11 protein-coding genes are annotated in these 19,146 nt (G+C 60.0%); 6 read left to right on the forward strand and 5 right to left on the reverse strand.

The window, feature by feature from the left end; all coding sequences use genetic code 11:
• Nucleotides 1-22: 22 nt before the first annotated feature.
• Entirely contained in the window at nt 23-301 is a 279-nt protein-coding gene (locus tag BDK61_RS20070) for a hypothetical protein (RefSeq protein WP_049919378.1), read from the forward strand.
• A 60-nt stretch (nt 302-361) separates the two neighbouring features.
• On the opposite strand, the gene BDK61_RS20075 is transcribed toward BDK61_RS20070, so the two are convergent.
• Both BDK61_RS20075 and BDK61_RS20085 read right to left on the reverse strand, forming a co-directional pair.
• A complete protein-coding gene (locus BDK61_RS20075; protein ID WP_121304353.1) occupies nt 362-1,471 on the reverse strand; it encodes a guanosine monophosphate reductase in 1,110 nt (369 codons plus the stop codon).
• A gap of 1,152 nt (nt 1,472-2,623) precedes the next feature.
• Nucleotides 2,624-4,570, reverse strand: a complete 1,947-nt coding sequence (locus BDK61_RS20085) for a hybrid sensor histidine kinase/response regulator (RefSeq protein WP_121304354.1) — start codon at nt 4,568-4,570, stop codon at nt 2,624-2,626.
• A gap of 234 nt (nt 4,571-4,804) precedes the next feature.
• On the opposite strand from BDK61_RS20085, the gene BDK61_RS20090 reads away from it, so the two are divergent.
• The gene (locus tag BDK61_RS20090; protein WP_121304355.1) at nt 4,805-8,704 is read left to right on the forward strand and encodes a PAS domain S-box protein; all 3,900 of its coding nucleotides are present in this window, start codon (nt 4,805-4,807) and stop codon (nt 8,702-8,704) included.
• A 72-nt stretch (nt 8,705-8,776) separates the two neighbouring features.
• On the opposite strand, the gene gdhB is transcribed toward BDK61_RS20090, so the two are convergent.
• From gdhB to BDK61_RS20105, 3 genes are all read right to left on the reverse strand, one after another.
• Complete coding sequence (gene gdhB / locus BDK61_RS20095) at nt 8,777-10,072, reverse strand: glutamate dehydrogenase GdhB (RefSeq protein ID WP_121304356.1); 1,296 nt, start codon at nt 10,070-10,072, stop codon at nt 8,777-8,779.
• A gap of 2 nt (nt 10,073-10,074) precedes the next feature.
• A complete protein-coding gene (locus tag BDK61_RS20100) occupies nt 10,075-10,218 on the reverse strand; it encodes a rubrerythrin-like domain-containing protein (RefSeq protein ID WP_121304357.1) in 144 nt (47 codons plus the stop codon).
• A gap of 125 nt (nt 10,219-10,343) precedes the next feature.
• The gene (locus BDK61_RS20105) at nt 10,344-13,211 is read right to left on the reverse strand and encodes a bacterio-opsin activator domain-containing protein (protein WP_121304358.1); all 2,868 of its coding nucleotides are present in this window, start codon (nt 13,209-13,211) and stop codon (nt 10,344-10,346) included.
• A gap of 346 nt (nt 13,212-13,557) precedes the next feature.
• Between BDK61_RS20105 and BDK61_RS20110 the strand changes: the two genes are divergently transcribed.
• The 4 genes from BDK61_RS20110 (at nt 13,558) to BDK61_RS20125 (ending at nt 19,113) form a co-directional block, all read left to right on the forward strand.
• A complete protein-coding gene (locus BDK61_RS20110; RefSeq protein WP_121304359.1) occupies nt 13,558-14,103 on the forward strand; it encodes a ribbon-helix-helix protein, CopG family in 546 nt (181 codons plus the stop codon).
• Between the two features lie 181 nt (nt 14,104-14,284).
• Nucleotides 14,285-15,493 (forward strand): Nramp family divalent metal transporter, encoded by a 1,209-nt coding sequence (locus BDK61_RS20115; RefSeq protein WP_004965643.1) that lies wholly within the window; start codon nt 14,285-14,287, stop codon nt 15,491-15,493.
• Entirely contained in the window at nt 15,494-17,488 is a 1,995-nt protein-coding gene (locus tag BDK61_RS20120; RefSeq protein WP_121304360.1) for a hydantoinase/oxoprolinase family protein, read from the forward strand.
• Nucleotides 17,485-19,113, forward strand: coding sequence for a hydantoinase B/oxoprolinase family protein (locus BDK61_RS20125; protein WP_121304361.1), 1,629 nt, complete (start codon nt 17,485-17,487; stop codon nt 19,111-19,113). The genes BDK61_RS20120 and BDK61_RS20125 overlap by 4 nt, the downstream gene beginning before the upstream one ends.
• Nucleotides 19,114-19,146 lie beyond the last annotated feature (33 nt).

A 19,146-nucleotide genomic window follows, 5' to 3' on the forward strand; every position in this document is an offset into this window, starting at 1 on the left:
ACTTGCAACTATAGTTATACGTATGATGGGCAGTCAAAAGAACCGGAAACTCACTGCGGCAGTGGTACTCGTTCAGGGCGTCGTAACTGCGCTCTTCCCACAGATCAGTGTCAAACTTATCAAGCGTATGATCGGGAAGAACTTCGAGAACGCGTCCCAGCTCACGGTGAAGCCAGCGTATCGCCGACAGTTGCGCGCGGTTGGTGTCGGGATGGTCGCCGCAGCCGGGACCGATCTCCTGCTACAGAGCGCTGAGGAAGCGGACGATGGCCCGGCAGCGACTGGTGGAGACAGCGAGTAACGAGGGCGGCTACACCGACAGCGGTGGGTCGGCGCGCTTCTGGAACAGCCTGCTAGCAGTTCAGTCGTCGCTGTCGACTGTCGCCTCGGTGCCGGCGTCGCGGACCTGTGTCGCTTCACTCTCCACGTTGATGCCTTCCCAATCTTGGTCCGTGTGGAACCCTTCGCGTTCTTTCGCACTCTGGGCGACACGAATGAACTCCGCCTTGTCGCGAGCCGCAGCGATGGTGTGCCCGCCACAGTAAGAGAGCCCGGAGCGGATGCCAGCACAGAACTCCTCGGCCACAGCAGCGACCGAGCCTTTGTACGGGGTCAATGCTTCGACTCCTTCGTCGGCACTGACGTTGTTCTGCTTGTCATCACGGTCCTCGGCCGCCGCGGTGGTCGCCATCCCGCGTGACCGCTTGTACCGCGTCCCATCGACTTCGACGACAACACCGGGGGCCTCCTCTGTGCCGGCAAAGAGGCTCCCGAGCATTACGGTGTCTGCCCCGGCCATGAGGGCCTTCACCGCATCACCGGACGTGCGAATCCCGCCATCCGCGCAGATAGTGACATCCAGGTCTTCGGCGGCCGTGGCACAGTCATCAACGGCGGTCAGTTGGGGGACGCCAGCACCCGCGACCTTCCGGGTGGTACAGTGGGACCCGGGTCCGATACCGACTTTGACACAGTCGGCCCCGGCGGCAGCGAGGTCTTCGACACCCGCTGGCGTCGCGACGTTGCCAGCGATGATATCGGCGTCAGGAAATTCGTCTGCAAGGGTTTCGACGGCGTCGAGCGCGCGGTTGAGGTGACCGTGAGCCACATCAACGACGAGCGCATCGACACCGGCCGTAATCACGGCCGCGCTTCGTGCGACGTAATCCTCATTGATGCCGACGGCTGCGCCGACCTGTTCACCTGCCTCCGTCACCTGCTCGACCTGCTCGGCCTGTTCCTCGGGCGTCAGGAACCGGTGTAGTACCCCGAATCCGCCAGACTGTCCAAGCTCGATTGCCAGTTCTGCCTCCGTAACGGTGTCCATCGCCGCGGAGACGAGCGGCGTGTCCAGTTCGACGGTCGGAGTAAGCGGCGTTGAGAGGTCGATGTCGCTCCGACTGTCGACCGGTGATCGTTTCGGGACGAGAAGAACGTCGCCATAACTCAATCCAGTGCGTAACTCGTTCATACCCCGCTAAAGGAACTCCTCCTAGCACAAAAGGTCTCGGATTAGAATTCCCGAAGGCGAACAGCTGTTCGACCGCGAGGAACTCGCGGATATCCTCACTAGAGCGAGCGAAGCTACCGACTCACAGTAACAGCAGTTCCCTCAGAAGCATGGTTGGAAAAGGTAGGTGTTGCGCTCCTGCAGGAAAGCGGATGACGGGTGGCGATGGGCACCGTGTGTGCCACCCACTGCAGTCAGAGGCACGGATGGGTTCTGGACCCGAGACATGGGGTGGGGCGAGTGGGCGCAAAGTAGGAAAGGGCCCAAAGCGGGGACCAGAACCCGTATAGTTGTAATTCACCGTTCGACATATTTTTTGTGGTAACTCCTAGCATAGTGGTAATTTCAGTGCAGTCATCACCGGAACGCACGGCTCCGCCAATCCCGTAAAAGGATGGGACGTTGCTGTGGGGGTGGGAGAGATGGGGTGCAACGTCCCATCGGAAGTCGTCGGTTTCGACGACGGATTCCAGCCCAAAGCAATCGTGTGGGTGAATCCAGTGCGATTGGGCAGGGCACAGAACCCACCTAGCTCGGATACGAGTGTATATAAAGTATTTATGATATCCCCACGCCGTCTGTTGATTTGGTTGCAAGCCGCTCATTTTTACTGGCGTTGTTTCCATCTGATAACGTGAGAAGTACACCCCATGCAATAGCACAGGAATGGTGGGCAGCCGGGGGGAGTGGTGTGCACCGCACCATTCGGAGTCGGTATCCGCGTCGACGGGTCCTGGACCCGGACCGCTTGATGAACGTGATCGGATTCAGTGGGGGAGGTGGCGCGGGGACCAGAACCGCATTAAGTAACATACAGTTGGTACGAAATAACGATTGTGACGTTTTATGCCATTTTATTAGCTATGCGGTCACTGAGCGTCCGCAATTGCGGCATCGAGGTGGACGATGACCGGACAGTTGGATCTGTACTAGTTCCTGTAGTTCCGAGTCCCTGAATGTGTAACGGAAGGGCAATTCAATCCAGCAGCACGTGGCAGAGAAGTGGGAAATCGTAGCCAGCTCGGTGGGGATAAGTAACTCAGTAGAGGTGAATCCACCAACGCACAGGAAGCCCGATGACCGGTTCGAAACAGTGCGGTTCTAAATAGTGAGTTATTCCACGAGTTCGAGGCCCGTTATCTCAAATCGTGTCCCACCCATCGAACTCTCAGTTGCGCAGATATCCCAGCCATGGGCGTCAGCGACTCGTTTGACGATGTTGAGGCCCAGACCAGTCCCCGATTCGGAAGTCGAGTAGCCAGCCTCGAACACCTTTTCGCGGTCCTCGGCAGGGATTCCAGGGCCATCGTCTTCGATGTAGAATCCGGTGGCGTCACCGAAAATCCCGCCCACAACGACAGTGACATCCCGGCCTGCGTGGTCAATCGTGTTCCTGAACAGATTTTCGAGCAGATGCCGGAACTGATCGGTGTCAGCTTTGACCAGTGGCTGGGTATCGGCCCCGCAATCACAGTACAGTTCGGCTTCGTCTGCAGGGTCAGAGACGAGCTTCCACGCGGCCTCAGCGGCTGTGTCGATCGAGACAGGTTCCAGTGACCCGATTTCTTGTTGCTCTCGCGCTAGCCAGAGGAGGTCCTCGACAATGCGTTCCATCCGATCGGTCGCTGTCTCGATCACAGCGAGATGCTCGTTTGACTGTTCGGCCTGCAGGAGCGCCAGGCGACCTTGTATGACTGTTAACGGGTTCCGCAGGTCGTGGCTGACAGTTGCAGCAAACTGCTCTAGCTGTTCTTTTTGATCCTGCAGTTCCCGTTCACGTCTTGTCCGTTCGGAGATATCTCGACCGGTGCCGACGAGCCCTATCAGGTCACCGTCCTGATCAGTTAGCCGGTCAGCAGTGAACTCGTGGGGAACGCGCTTTCCCGCTGCGGTACGGAACTCCGCTTCGATGGTTGATTGCCCCGTTGTGAGCGCCTCCTCAATCGCCTCGGAGACTCCCTCTCGTTCTTCTTCCCGAAAAAGACTGAGTGCGTCGAGATCAGATATCTCCTCGTCGGCGTACCCGGCCAGCCTTTCGAATTGTTCGTTACAGCGCTGGACGTTGCCTTCGGAATCGAGCACGTAGAATATGTCGGCAAGCGAATCGAGCGCCTGATCGATAAATGTCCGCTCTGCACGCAGTTCGTCTCGGCTCTTCAGCGAATGCATGGCGTGTGAGATGCTATTCCCAAGTTCACTGAGTAATGCCTGTTCGTCCTCGGCAAAGGCAAACGAACGGGATGAATAGACGCACAGGAGACCATACAGCGTGTCATTGTATTCTAGCGGAACCGCAGCACTGCTTCGATAGCCGCGGTCGAGTGCTTCCTCTCGCCAGACCTCGAACGCCGGGTCAGCTTGAATGTTCTGCGACGTCGCAATACGTCGTTTGCGGACGGCCGTGCCTGCAGGACCCTGTCCAGTCGGAGAGTTATCCGCAGTGACAACAATAGTATCGAGATACGCGTCCTCGACGCCGGCCCAGGCCTGTGGCTCGATTCGGTCTGTCTCAGGGTCACGCTCGCCGATCCATGCGAAACGATAGGGCTCAGAGTCGCTAATGATCTCACAGACACGAGTTTTGATCTCCGAGAGCGAACTCGCCCGGATGAGCGCCTGGTCGATGTTGCTGACGAGCGCGCGAACCCGTTCAAGTTCGGCAGCGCGCTGATTGGTGCGGTACTGTTCGACGGCGTTTTCGATACGATTTGCGAGGAGTTCGTATCGTTCCGTTCCGTGCCCTTTTCGGAGATAATCGGTTGCACCGGCGGCAATTGCGTCGCTGGCGACCGCTTCACTCCCCTCCCCAGTGAAGAGGATAAACGGTAGGTCAGGGTACTCTGCACGGACAGCTTTGAGGAGTTCGATACCGTCTTTCTCAGGCATCCGGTAGTCGCTGATAATACAGTCAACAGAACGTGTAGCAAGTTTATCGAGCCCTTCAGCGGCACTCGCTGCGGTTATAATCTTGAGTTGATCGGATTGCTGTGCAAGTATTTCCGATGCCACGTCCAGAAAATCGGGTTCATCATCAATATGAAGCACAAGGATACTCGTCATCTCTGACACAATATCGGATGTACCTAACTTCGAACGATAAACTTGCTGACCCAAGTATCAGATTATATACTTTGATGGTGTCATAGTGTGACTCAGTAGCGGTATGAGCCGGTGGCATGCTGGACGCCGAATATCCAACTAAACCGGGCAGTACAGAGCTATATGGGGCACCTGAATATCATATATAAAAACTGGCGCGGTTGATTCATGAAATCTCGATGCATAGTTGTAATAATGGCCTATGCCGGTGACGGGACTCCCGATACCATTCACGTTTTGTATGTAAACGACGATGGCGACTTTGCTGAGTTAGCGCAGACGAAACTCCGGAATATCTCATCTGACTTTGACGTCACAGCAGTCGGGACTATAGAGGCTGCTCTCGACCTGCTTGCAACTTCGGCTATCGATTGTGTGGTCACATCGTACTCATTGCCGGACGGGACGGGAATTGATCTTCTGGACCGGTTACAAGCGGAACAGGACGAACGACCGACGATCCTGTTTACCGGCCGGGGGAGCGAGCGAATCGCCAGCGAAGCGACACAGGCGGGTGTCTCCGATTACGTTCCGGTCCACGCAGGTCAGAACAGTTTCGAGTTGCTCGCGAGCCGTATCCAGACGCTCACCGAGGCCGCTCGCAAGCAAGCGGCCGCCGAGCGACTGTCAGACCGCTTCCAGCGAACGCTTGAGCGGGCAACTGACGGGATTTATGCTGTCGACGACGAATGGCGTATCGAATACGTAAACGAGAAGATGGCAAAGCGCGTCAACCGCGACCCCGACGCTGTCGTCGGTGCAGTCATCTGGGAAGAGTTTCCCTCCATAGTTGGAACGGAACTCGAAGAGAAATACCGAACCGCAATGGAGACCGGCGACCCGGTGTCGTTCGAACAGTACCTTGGCGAGCCGTTGGATTACTGGGTTGAAATACGAGCGTTTCCCAACGATGACGGTCTGACCGTCTTTTCACAAGAGACCACGGCGGAGCGGGAACGAGAACTGGAGTTAGAGCGCAGTGAAGCCATCCTCGAAAATATCCACGACGTTGTGTTCGTTCTCGATGACGAAGGGACAATCGAGTTCGCGAACACCGCTTCGAGACGACTGGTTAGCGGAGACAGAGCGACCAAAATAACGGGACAACAGCTGGAAGCGGTCGTTGGAGACCGGATGTCCAAATCCGATACGGAGCGGTTCACAACGGCGGTCGAATCAACGGTCGATGATATCGAGACCGACGGTGGCGTGACAGGATTGTACGACACGGACCTGCAACTCGATGTGACGACCGACGGCGGCAAGCGGACGTTAGATGTCCGCGTCACACCGTTCCGGGGCAACGCTGACCGGCAGGTGCTCGTCGTTGCCCGAGACATTACCGAACAGAGCAGGGCGAAACGACAGTTAGAGCAGGAGCGGGATGCACTGCGGGAACTCCAGACCGTCATGGCAAAGGGTGATATCTCGGCCGAGACGCGCCTCGAAGAACTGCTCGATCTGGGCTGTCAGACACTCGGGCTCGACATCGGAATCGTCTCACACGTTCAGGGCGACGATTACACAGTCAGAGCAGTACACGCCCCAGATGCGGAAATCGAATCCGGGGACCAGTTCGACCTCGAATCGACGTACTGCGCGGAGGTGGTCGGAACAGATGCGGTCTGTTCGTTCGCAGACGCTGTCACTGAAGGGAAAGAGACCCACCCTGCGTATCGTGAGTTGGAGTTGGAATCGTATATCGGCGTGCCACTCATCGTCGATGGGGTCCGGTACGGGACAGTCAACTTTTCGAGTCCGGCAACACGAGTCGCACCCTTCGGGGCGCTTGAGCGAACGTTTGTGAAGCTACTCTCAGAGCTTGTAAGCGCCGAAATATCCCGGATGCAGGACCAGACCGATCTTAAGCGCCAGGAGTTCCTGTTCGAGCGGGTGCAGAACATCGCGGATATCGGTGTGTGGGAGTATTTCCCGTCGACGGACAGCCTCGACTGGTCTGACGGCGTCCGTCGGATTCACGGTGTTGCCGACGAGTACGAGCCGTCACTTGATGACGCGCTTGGTTTTTATCATCCTGACGACAGAGACAAGATTTCGAAGGCAGTGGAACAGACGATTGCGGACCGGGAACCGTATGACATCGATCTCCGGATCGTTCGGACCGACGGCGACGTGCGCGACGTTCGGGCGTGGGGAGAACGCGTCGACGACCCACAGGACGATGAGCCCGTTCTTCGAGGCGTTTTTCAGGATATTACGGAGCGGAAAGCCCGGGAACGAGCGCACCAGGAACTTGCTGAAGAGTACGAGGCACTGCTCAACAGTTCCGGTGACGCCATATTCATGCTTGACGTCGATACGGCGGGTGACGAGCGAGCGTTCGAGTTTGCTCGACTCAGCCCCGGCTACGAGTCACAGACAGGACTCACAACCGAGGACGTTCGAGGACGGACGCCACGAGACATCTTCGGTGATGAACGTGGTGCTGAACTCGCGGCGAACTACACGCGCTGTGTCGAGGAGCGTGCGCCGATCTCGTATCGGGAAGAACTGGATATCGCTGACGACGCACGGTTCTGGGACACGAGCCTCGCGCCAGTTATCCTTGACGATGAGATCGTCCGGATCGTCGGTATCGCCCGCAACGTAACTGAACAGGTCGAGCGGGAACGTAAACTTGAGACGACGAACCAGCGACTTGAATCACTCATCGAGGCGACGCCACTCACCGTCATGGAAATCGACACGGACGGAACGGTCACCCGCTGGAACGACGGGGCCGAGAATATGTTCGGCTGGTCACGGGCGGAGGTGCTTGGCGAGTTCAATCCGATTGTCCCGGACGAGCAGCAGGCTGAGTTTGAATCCCACCGAGAGCGCGTATTGAGCGGCGAGCCGATTCGGGGCAAGGAGGTTCGACGGAAGACGAAAGCCGGTGAGGAACTAGATCTGCTCCTATCGGTTGCCCCGATCGCTGCTCCCGACGGGGAAATAACGAACGTACTAGCTGTTCTAGAGGATATCACTGAACAGAAACAATTAGAGTCGAAGCTCCGCTCACTGCAGGAAACAGCACAGCGGCTCAGTGCCGCACAGTCGAGTGCGGAAATCGGCGACATCGCTATCGAGGCTGCTGTCGAGACGCTCGGATTCGAACTCACCGGGATCTGGGAGTACGCCGACCAGACAGACGAGCTTGTTCCACTGACGGCGAGTGCTGCCACGAGCGAACTGCTCGGTGAACTGCCACGGTTGCAGTCCGATGAGTCGCTTGCCTGGGAGGCGTTTGCGGCGTCAGAAATGCGTCGCTACGACGACATCCAGTCCGTGGCGTCGGTCGGCGAAGCTGACAGGAGCCTCAGAAGTGGCCTGTTCGTGCCACTGGGAGAGTTTGGGCTTATTGGTGTCGGAACGCCACAGGAACAGATCTTCTCTGAAGCAGACGTAGACCTGTTCCAGATACTGGGCGCGACCGTCGAGGCGGCATTCACCCGCGCAAGCCGGGAAACCGAACTACAGCGACAGAACGAGCGGCTCGATGAGTTCGCCAGTGTCGTCGCCCACGACCTCCGGAATCCGCTATCCATCGCCATCGGATTTCTCGACATCATCGAGGAGTCGGGCGACCTCAGTCACGTAGACCGGATCGAGGCGGCACATGACCGCATGGAGCGGCTGATCGACGACCTCCTGACGCTGGCGCGTGGTGAGACCACGGTTACGGATACGAAACAGATCGACCTTGCGACCGTGACGACGGAGGCCTGGGGATACGTCGACACCGTCGAAGCAACGCTGACGGTTGCTGAGACGGTCCCGACAGTGGCTGGTGACGCCGGCCGGCTGACGCAACTGTTCGAGAACCTCTTCAGAAACGCTATCGAGCATGGCGGGGAAGCTGTCACGGTAACCGTCGGGCAGCTAGACGGCGGTGAGGGGTTCTACGTCGCGGACGACGGCGATGGGATCCCCCCGGCAAAGCGTGGGGACGTACTGGAACACGGCGTTACGTCTACCAAGGGAGGCACTGGCTTCGGGCTCTCGATCGTAGAGGACATGGCCAAAGCGCACGGCTGGACCGTCCGTGTGACGGAAGGGGCTGCTGGCGGGGCACGGTTCGAGTTTTGCTACTGAGGGAAGCGCCGGTAGCGGTTTCTCGCCCCCGACTGACGGTGTGGCCCCCGTATGAAATCAGCGGACCCAGTGTTACGGCCAGAGCCCCCGTGCTTCGTGGGCCTCCGCGATGCGGGACAGGGCGACGATGTACGCCGCATCGCGCCACGTGATATCGCGGTTTTCGAACTCCGTTCGGACTGCGTCCCAGGCCGCTCGCATCTCTTCGTCGAGTTCGTCGTTCACTCGCTCGAGAGACCACGACCGGCGGTTGATGTCCTGTAGCCACTCGAAGTAGCTCACCGTGACGCCGCCGGCGTTCGCCAGAATGTCCGGAATCACGACGACGTCCCGGTCAGCGAGGATCGAATCAGCGGTAGACGTAGTCGGGCCGTTCGCCCCTTCAACGACGTACTCCGCAGCGATGTTGTCCGCGTTTGCCTCGGTAATGACGTTCCCGAGCGCTGCCGGAATGAGGACGTCGACATCCAGCGTCAGTAGTTCGTCGTTCGAAATTACGGTGTCGGCGTACTCGGTGACCGCCTCCGGTTCCTCGTCGTGTGATGGCACTGTCGCCGTATCGATACCGGCGGGGTCGTACATTGCCCCGTTCACGTCGCTGATCGCGACGACAGTCGCGCCCTGTTCGTCGAGCAACCGTGCGGCATTCGCACCGACACTGCCGTAGCCCTGTACTGCGACCGTGGTCTCAGACAGCGGCTGGTCGTAGTACTCACAGACCTGCTGTGTGATAATCGCGACGCTCCGGCCGGGCGCGTCTTCACGCCCCTCACTCCCACCGACAATCGGTGGCTTACCGGTGACGACCCCCGGTATCGTCTCACCCTCCTGCATGGAGTAGGCGTCCATCAGCCAGGCCATCGTCTGTGGGTCTGTTCCCATATCCGGGGCTGGTATGTCCCGGTTTGGCCCGATCACCGCACGGAGTTCCTGTGCGAACCGGCGAGTGAGCCGTTCTTTTTCGTCTCGGCTCAGCGTTTTCGGATTGACCGCGATACCCCCTTTTGCGCCGCCGAAGGGGAGATCCATCACCGCACATTTCCAGGTCATCCAGATCCCGAGGCCGACGCATTCGTCCCTCGTCACGTCGGGGTGATAGCGAAGCCCGCCTTTGTACGGTCCCCTGACGCTATCGTGCTGGGCTCGATAGCCGGTGAACACTTCCACTGTGCCATCGTCCCGCTCGATCGGGACAGTGACCTCATGGACGTTTTGCGGATGATTGAGTCGTTCGACGATGTTCGGGTCGATATCGAGGTGGTCCGCGGCCCGGTGGAGCTGCAGACGGGCCGTTTCGAGCGCTGATTCGGGCTCGGACGGCGTCGACGAATTGTCCGACGAAGAGGCGGAGCTCAGTTCTGGTCCCATCGTTATTCAAGTGGTGTCAGTCGGTTGCGCATTTCGCCGCCACAGTCCTGACAGCTCTCCGGTAGGCTCACTGCAGTGATGACTTTGCCACACGCAAAGCACTCGTACGGTGTCTTCTCGCCGTGGTCTTGCTCTACATCTCTCATATGTATTCACGAGTGGCGGTGTCCGACCGCCAGTACTCGATTAAGGAATAGAAGGACATCAAAGGAATATTCAGAGGTTAAACAAAGAGGCAGGGGTGGAGTTAGTTGTTTATTATTGAACCCCTTTAGTACTCCCGGCCCGAAACGCTCCGTTCTTCGAACAGTGCTGTGAACAGTTTCCGCTGGACGGTCCGCACGTGCTGATAGAACGCTGGTGACGAAATCGCAAGCATCGATGCGATGTCCTCACCGGAGTTTGTACGCGGTGACTCGAAGTAGCCGCTGTAGTAGGCGGTCTGAATCACTTCGAGCTGTCGCTCCGTGAGGTCCGTGAGAAACTCCGAACTGCGGTCCTGCTCGATACCCCGTTCAAGCGTTTGTTTGCGCTTGAGTTTGACGCCGGAGAACGTACTGTCGACCAACTGTGCGATGTTTCGAACGTCAACGCTCTGGGGCACATCGACGACGAGTGTCGTTCCCTCCGGGTCTGCGGTCGCTTGCCGGAAGATAGCGCCGTGGTCGGCGAGTTCCAGCGCGAGGAACGGCTGTGACAGCTCCAGCCGCAGGACGCCGCTGTCAGTGTCGTCGTCACTTATCTGTGTCACGTCGTCGATCGTCGTCATGTCAGCCGCAGCCGCCGCGACCGCTTGCACGTCAGCGTCTTCGACCGTCACAAACACGCTGTTACCGACCGGTGCGTGCTGGATGCCGCCTTCGTAGGCAATAGTACATCCCGTTGACTGGGCGAGTCGCGACAGGAGGAACCGCTCGTCATCGATGACGAACTCGACGCGGGCCACCGACGTCGTGAGCAGCGCGTGTTTCCGTTCGATGCCGCTGAGTGCCGAGGCGATCGTCTCGCCGAGTTCGTGTAACACTGTGCGCGTTGTCTCATCGAACGCGTCTTTCGTGTCCGCATAGATGGTGAGAATCCCGTGCCTGAGGTCGTTGTACACCAGCGGGATACTCAGGACAGAAAGGAAATCACGCGTGAGCGCGTCCGACCGCCACGGCGCGTTCCGAAGATCGGCGGCGACGTTGGATATCATCGTCACGTCGCCGGTCGCAGCCGTCTGGCCCGCGGGGTCGGTTTCGGAGGCCGCGACCGCGATTGACTGACTGTCGAGATACCCCTGTTCGGTGCCGGCCCACGCTCGCGGTTCGACGGTAGTACCGCCCGGATTGACGCTCCCGATCCACGCGAATTTGAATCGGTCTGTGTCAGTGAGCCGTTCACAGACAGTGTGGGTGATCTCTTCCTTCGTTTCGGCGCTGACAATCGTCTGGTCGATCTCCCGAATCGTATTGTTGATCTGATTCAGAGCAGTCAGCTGCTCGTTCTGTCGCTGAAGTTCGCGGTCCTGTTTCCGGAGCTGGGATTCCCGGGCGACCCGGTCGAGGGCAGCCTCGGCGGTGGCGGCAAGCAGGTCGGTGAGTTCCTGTGTCACGTCGTCGAACGCCCCGACGGCCGTCGACCCAGCAACGAACACGCCGTGGTTGCCGAGCGGAATGAACATGACACTACGGAGGTCGGTTGCCCGGTTTTCCAGTCGGTCCGACGTGTGGACATCGTCGAACACGAGTGTCTCATCCTTGACGAAGCTGTGGCTTGGAAGTGTGTCGGCATTCGTTCGGACGGCCGGGAGCGGCCCGTGGTGTTCGGTCATCGCCTGTGACTGTGCGACCGGGCGGAGTTCGTTCGTCTCGGCGTCGTGCAGATAGATGGCACTCGCGGAAACGTCGAACACACTGAGGACGTCATCGACAATGTGCTGGGCGATTTCCTGATTGGTTTCCGTGTAGAGGAACTTCCGTGCGGTCTCCTGTAGCGTTGTCAACGCTTCCTCACGCCGTTTCCGTTTCGTGATATCCCGACAGCTATACAGCAGTGTGCCGTCCTGAATGGAGACTTCGCGGACGTTGACCAGCAACGTGTGCTCGTGACCCGCTTTGTCGGTGACGGTACACTCGATGTTTTTGAGAACGCCCTTCTCGGCGAGTTCCGCTCGGTCGAACAGGTCCTCACCAAGGAGCGTGTCGATCGTTCCCTGCTGGCGGATCTCTTCGTCGGTGTAGCCGAAAATGAAGTGCACGTTCGGACAGACGTAGGTGTAGTCCCCGGCCTCGTTCGTCATGAGGACGGTGTCGGTCATATTGCTGAGCGTGACCCGGTGGAGTTCCTCAGATTGACGGAGGTCACGGTCGAGGGTGACCTGCTCCGTGGTGTCGATCCCTTCAATCACGATCGAGGTGACCTCGCCGAAGTCGTTCTCGACCGGCCGGACTGAAAGCTCGATAACGCGATCCGTAGCCGTGGCCGGCCGGTGAACGACTGCGTTACCGAACTGTCCGTCGCGTGCAGCCGCGACGAGGTTCCGGATGTCGCGTTCTGTCGCGTCGGACTGTGACCACCACGGCAGCGTCCAGAACAGGTCACCGATGACCGTGTCTGCGTCCGCATCGAGCATTGCTCGTCCCGTCTGATTCACACGGGTGAGCGAGCCGTCCGGATCGAGGACCCACGTGGCCGTCTGTGTGTCGTGAAAGACGGCGTCGAATTGCCGTGCCCGTTCGCGCTGCGTGATCGCTTGCCGAGCGGACTGGAGCGCCTTCCCGGTTCGCTCAATCAACTCGTCTATCCGCAGGCCGTCCGTTCCTGTGAGGGGAACGTAGTCGGAAACGCCGGCCTCGATTGCCTCACTCGCTAGGGCTTCGCTTCCATCCGTGGTCCCGAGAACGACTGGGAGGGCCGGAGCCGACTCTCGGAGTTGTCGGACCAGCCCAATCCCACTTTCGTCATCGAGTGACGCTCCCGCGACGAGACAATCGACCGAGCGCTGCCGAACGGTATCGAGGGCTTCCGATGTCGTCTCAACAGTGCGGATAGTGGCCTCGGTGCTTGCTGTGAGAGCTTCTGAGAACGGCTCGCTCCAGGTCGTCGAACCGACAACAAGAACCTGAGCCGTGTCGAGTGGACTCCCGGCGTCTCTCATCTGCTGCTCCCGGGCGCGAAGCTATCGCTATGAACGGTGGCGCTAAGCGTGGCCGCTCGTTCAGGACGTCGACACCTGTCGGGAAAGGTATGGTTCAGTTGCCGCGTGCTGGATGAATGGTTCAATAATAAACACCAGATTTCTGAACTCATTTGTTGGTGAATGATTTAATATTTACTTATTTCTGCGCTGATTTCGGGTGAGCGCCATGGGCCGGCGGCTGGGCCTCACGAAGACACATCACGGACATCCCGCAGACACTGACGCACTGGTCTCGCTGCCATGCTTGAGAGCGCTCTGTCACCAAACAACACGATATTAAGGCCATCCAGTGAGGAGGGGCACTATGCCAACCGACCGCGTCACCGTCTCTCTCGACGAGGAGACCAAGGCGACGTTAGAGGGGCTGACCGACCGAACTGGGGAAAGCCAGAGCCAGCTGATCCGCGAGGCAATCGCATTCTACGCGGCAAACTTCGACTCGGCACACGCGAGTGACAGCGACCACCTCCAGACGTACTACGAGATGCTCTCGACGGGCGAGCACGTCTTGCTGGACGTCGACTTGCTTCACGCACTCCTGAGTCAGTTTAGCGATCCGGCAGAACAGGACGAGGAGGTTCTCGAAATGATCGATCAGGTGGCACAGTACCACGCTCAGGAATACGCTGAGCGGTTCGATTCGCTCGAAGATGTTCTCGAATGGCTCTCGCTGTGTGGGTTCCTGACCGTTCGGCGGGACGAAAAAGGGAGTTTCCACGTGGTGTTCCCATCCGAGTCGGTGCGGTGGTTGATGATTCGGTTCATCCGTGGTAGCATCGCCGACCTCCCGTTCGAAATTGAAGTCGACGAGAGTGTTTCGAAAGTTCTACTGAGAGAGCGAGAACGGTGAATACCCCCGGCACGGGACGTAAACAGACTCAAATCGGTGGGTGTGGGGGTTCTTACTAGTTCACACACTTGGTGACACAGACACAGGGTTCATACGACCGATGTTCCGGCCACACACAGGTCTTAACAATGTTTTTCATTACCTGCTGGGACCGTGACAGTGGCTATCAAAACCAACAATCATGAGCATTACAAAACGACTCAAAGCCGTCGGCCCGGGAGCGATGGTCGCCGCCGCGTTCATCGGCCCAGGCACGGTCACAACTGCGAGTGTTACCGGGGCGGAGTTTGGCTACGCACTCCTGTGGACAATGGTCTTCTCAATTGTTGCAACGATCGTTCTCCAGGAAATGAGTGCGCGACTGGGTCTTGTCTCGGGGGAGGGGCTCGGCGAAGCACTTCGAGAGCGGTTCGACAATCAGATCGTCGAGTACGTGAGTATATTCCTCGTTGTCGGCGCGATCGGCGTCGGGACCGCCGCCTACGAGGCCGGGAATATCCTCGGCGGTGCCGCAGGGCTCGCGACGATTACTGGTATCGACTCGACGGTGTGGGGGGTCGTGATGGGACTCGTGGCCGGACTCCTGCTCTACACTGGGCGCTACAAGCTGATCGAGCGAGCGCTCATTGGTCTGGTTGCCGTGATGGCGTTCTCGTTCGTAGCATCGGCGATCCTCATCGGTCCCGATCCCGGTGCGATTGCGATGGGGTTCGTCCCCGGTATCCCCTCGGGGTCGCTGTACCTCATCACCGGCCTCATCGGAACGACCATCGTCGGGTACAACCTGTTCCTGCATGCGAGTAACGTCCAGGAGCGGTGGAGCGGGCCCGACGATATCGGCCACTCCCGCATCGACACGGTGCTCTCGATCGTCGCAGGCGGCGTCATCACGATTACGATTATGGTCACCGCGGCTGCAGCGTTCGAGCCAGGGACCCAAATCAGCGATATCGGCCGGATGGCCGAACAGCTGCGACCCATCGCGGGTCCGTACGCCGAACTGTTCTTCAGCATCGGCATCTTTGCCGCCGGGTTCACGAGCGCGACGACAGCACCGCTTGCGGGCGCGTGGGCAACCACAGGTGCACTCGGCTGGGATTCGGATATGCAGAGCACACAGTTCCGTGCGGTCTGGGGGACGATCCTCAGTGTCGGGGTTCTTTCGGTGTTGCTGGGCGGCAGCCCCGTCCAGATCATCGTGTTTGCACAGGTGGTCAACGGGATTTTATTGCCGATCGTCGCGGTATTCCTGATATACGCGATGAACCAGCGGGACCTCCTCGGCGAGTACACGAACGGGTCGATAGCGAACGCCCTCGGCGCGATTGTGACGCTCATCGTCGTGTGGCTCGGCGTTCGGACGCTGCTCAGCGTCGCGGGGGTGCTGTAGATGGGAGACCGGCGGATCGGCGTCGACGTCGGTGGAACGTTCACCGATGTGACGCTGTCGCTCGACGGCGAACTCGTGACCGCGAAAGTCCCGAGCACTGAAGACCAGAGCGAGGGCGTTATCGCCGGGATCGAGAAGGCCTGTGACGCGGCCGACATCGACCCGGAGACTGTGAGCGAGTTCTCTCATGCGATGACCGTCTCAGTCAACGCGCTCCTCGAAGAGAACGGCGCAAAGACGGCACTCGTCACAACCGATGGATTCCGGGATGTTCTGGAAATCGGCCGCCAAGACCGCCCGTCGCTGTACGACCTATCCGCCGAAAAGCCAACACCGCTGGTTCCCAGACGCCGACGCTTCGAAGTGTCCGAGCGGACGACCACCGACGGCGTCGAACAGCCCGTCGACGAGGACGAAGTGCGGTCAATCGCCGAGCAGTTGCGCGAAATAGATATCGAGTCCGTTGCCGTCTCGCTCTTGCATGCATACGCGCACCCGGAAAACGAAAGCCAGGTGGCAGAAATCCTGCGCGACGAACTCGATGTTCCCGTCTCAGCCTCCCACGAAGTCCTCGCTGAGTTCCGCGAGTACGAACGAACGTCAACGACGGCCGTCGACGCATACGTACGCCCGGCGATTGACCACTACGTCAGTCGCCTCACCGACCGAGCGCGGGAACTCGGAGTCCCACAGCCCCGAATTATGCAGGCCAACGGCGGCATCACCGATGCCGACACTGTCAGGCGGAACGCCGTGACGACCGTCCTCTCGGGCCCTGCCGCCGGGGTCGTTGGGGCAGGGTCGATGGCGGCCGACGAACAGGACGGGCTCGTTACGTTCGATATGGGCGGGACCTCCAGCGACGTGAGTCTCGTCCGCGATGGCGAAGCCGAACGGACGACGGAGGGCGTCATCAACGAGCGGCCGATCAAGACGCCGATGGTCGACGTCGAAACAGTCGGTGCAGGTGGCGGGTCCATCGCCTGGGTCGACGCCGGGGGCGCACTCCGCATCGGACCGCGCTCTGCCGGAGCCGACCCCGGCCCTGCCTGCTACGGAAAGGGCGGGACTGCGCCGACCGTCACCGACGCCAACCTCGTGCTGGGCTACATCGGCGAAAGCACCAGTTTGGGTGGCGAACTCTCGCTCGATTCGGATGCGGCCTACGACGCGCTTGCAGATCTCGCCGACGAGGCGGGTTTCGACGGGCCCGTAGAAGCCGCCCGTGGCGTCTACCGCGTCGCAAACGCGAACATGACCAGGGCCATCCGTTCTGTGACCGTCGAGCGTGGGTACGACCCGCGGAAGTTCGAGCTCGCCGCGTTCGGGGGTGCCGGGCCGATGCACGCGGTATCCATCGCGGATAGCCTCGATATCGACCGGGTGGTGATTCCACGCGCCTCAGGTGTGCTGTCGGCATACGGTCTGCTCGCGGCCGACGAGAAGCGCGACGCAGTACGGACGTATCAGCGGTCACTCGACGCGGTCGACCCAGAGGATGTTGACACAGTCTACGAGGAGTTGTCCGAAGAACTGCTGGCTGAGGTCAGTGACCGCGAGGCGGCGACGGTACGGTACTCCGCCGATTTCCGGTACGCCGGCCAGAGTTTCGAGCTTACCGTGGATGTCGACCGACCGTTTGACACCGCGGACGCCCGCGAGCGGTTCGCCGAAGCCCACGAGTCTGCCTACGGCTATCGAGCGGACGAGTCGGTCGACCTGGTGAACTGTCGCGTGACGACGACCGTCGAACGGAGCGCGCCGCCGGTCAAGTACACTGCCGAAGGCGACCCACAGAAGGGCTCTCGGGAGGCGGTGTTCGCCGACGAGGTCCGCGAAACCCCGGTCTACGAGCGAGCGAAACTGCAACCACAGAATAGCATCGACGGCCCCGCGATTGTCGAGGGCGATGAGAGTACAATCGTCATCCCACCGGCGTGGAACGTCCAGGTGCGCGATGACGGGACACTGACAGCGGCGGTGAGCGACATATGAACGACGAAGCTACGACATCGAGTGACGGACAGGAGACAATCGACCCTGTAACGCTGGAAATCCTCAGGAACCAGCTGGAGAGTGTCGCAACCGAGATGGGCCACGTGCTCATCCGCGGGGCGTACTCCCCGAACATCAAGGAGCGACAGGACTGTTCGACGGCGCTCTTCGACGCGTCGGGTCGGATGGTCGCACAGGCGGAACACATCCCGGTCCACCTCGGCGCGATGCCCGATGCGGTGGATATTGTCCTCGAAAAAGACCCGAAACCGGGCGACGTGTTCATCGTCAACGACCCGTTCGCCGGCGGGACGCACCTTCCGGACATCACGCTCGTCTCGACGATCGCACCAAACGACGAGATAGTCGGGTACGCCGTCTCGCGGGCCCATCACGCCGACGTGGGCGGGAGTTCGCCGGGAAGTATGCCACCGGGCGCACAGGAGATTTACGAGGAGGGGCTCCGCCTGCCTGCTGTTCGGCTCGTCGACGGCGGCGAACCCAACGAGGCGGTCCACGACCTCATCCGTGCTAACGTCCGGACGCCAGACGAGCGCGAGGCGGACCTCCGGGCCCAGCGCGCCGCCAACGCACGAGCCAAGGAACGCATCGGTGAACTCCTCGAAGAACACGGGCCGACGCTGCTCGACGCGTTCGATGCCGTCATCGAGTACTCCCGCGAGCGGGTCGAGGCTGAACTCGATGCTCTCCCGGACGGAACGTATCGCGCGAAGGATATCCTCGAAGGTGACGGTGTGACCGATACCGACATCCCGGTTGACGTGGCCGTCACCATCGATGGGGCCTCGATAGCTGTCGACTTCACCGGGACTGCCGACCAGGTGGCGGGCAACCTGAACGCGCCGCTCTCGGTCGCAAAGAGCGCGGTCTACTTCGTCGTCCGAGCCATCACCGACCCGGAAATCCCGCCGAACCACGGCTGTTACGAGCCGGTATCTGTGTCCGCACCCGAGGGGTCGGTGCTCAACCCGGATGCGCCAGCCGCAGTTGTCGGTGGCAACGTCGAGACGAGCCAGCGAGTCATGGACGTCACACTGGCGGCGCTCGCCATGGCAGTCCCCGACAGAGTTCCCGCCGGTGGACAGGGAACGATGAACAACCTCATCATCGGCGACCGAACTGGTGAGTTTACTTACTACGAGACCATCGGCGGTGGGTTCGGTGCCCGCCCCGAGAAAGACGGGATGGACGGCGTGCAGGTCGGCATGACGAACACGCTCAATACGCCCGTCGAGGCGATGGAGACAGAGTATCCGCTCCGGGTCGAGCGGTACGCGCTGCGTCCGTCAAGCGGCGGCGACGGTCGATACCGCGGCGGGTTGGGGCTCGAACGCACCGTCACCGTCGAGACCGACGCCACCGTGTCACTGCTGACGGAGCGCCGGCGGACGGCCCCTGCTGGAATCGCTGGCGGCGAGGACGGCACGACAGGGGAGAATCTGGTCGACGGCGAGCCAGTCCCTGCCAAGGCCTCCATTGATGTCGAGGCTGGGACGACCGTCTCCGTCCGAACGCCCGGCGGCGGCGGACACGGCAACCCAGCAGAGCGGGACCCGGAAGCGAGAGAGCGTGACCGACGCGATGGGAAGGCAGACGAGGGGTAACGTCTCGATTCGGTTGCTCCCTGATAGAACGCG

It is taken from the genome of Haloarcula quadrata (assembly GCF_003634715.1).
GTDB classification, from domain to species: domain Archaea; phylum Halobacteriota; class Halobacteria; order Halobacteriales; family Haloarculaceae; genus Haloarcula; species Haloarcula marismortui.

Bases quoted from the DNA above. Each gene is read 5' to 3' on its own strand.
- BDK61_RS20070 (WP_049919378.1), top strand. From the start codon at position 23: ATGATGGGCAGTCAAAAGAACCGGAAACTCACTGCGGCAGTGGTACTC.
- BDK61_RS20075 (WP_121304353.1), bottom strand. From the start codon at position 1,471: ATGAACGAGTTACGCACTGGATTGAGTTATGGCGACGTTCTTCTCGTC.
- BDK61_RS20085 (WP_121304354.1), bottom strand. From the start codon at position 4,570: ATGACGAGTATCCTTGTGCTTCATATTGATGATGAACCCGATTTTCTG.
- BDK61_RS20090 (WP_121304355.1), top strand. From the start codon at position 4,805: ATGGCCTATGCCGGTGACGGGACTCCCGATACCATTCACGTTTTGTAT.
- gdhB (WP_121304356.1), bottom strand. From the start codon at position 10,072: ATGGGACCAGAACTGAGCTCCGCCTCTTCGTCGGACAATTCGTCGACG.
- BDK61_RS20100 (WP_121304357.1), bottom strand. From the start codon at position 10,218: ATGAGAGATGTAGAGCAAGACCACGGCGAGAAGACACCGTACGAGTGC.
- BDK61_RS20105 (WP_121304358.1), bottom strand. From the start codon at position 13,211: ATGAGAGACGCCGGGAGTCCACTCGACACGGCTCAGGTTCTTGTTGTC.
- BDK61_RS20110 (WP_121304359.1), top strand. From the start codon at position 13,558: ATGCCAACCGACCGCGTCACCGTCTCTCTCGACGAGGAGACCAAGGCG.
- BDK61_RS20115 (WP_004965643.1), top strand. From the start codon at position 14,285: ATGAGCATTACAAAACGACTCAAAGCCGTCGGCCCGGGAGCGATGGTC.
- BDK61_RS20120 (WP_121304360.1), top strand. From the start codon at position 15,494: ATGGGAGACCGGCGGATCGGCGTCGACGTCGGTGGAACGTTCACCGAT.
- BDK61_RS20125 (WP_121304361.1), top strand. From the start codon at position 17,485: ATGAACGACGAAGCTACGACATCGAGTGACGGACAGGAGACAATCGAC.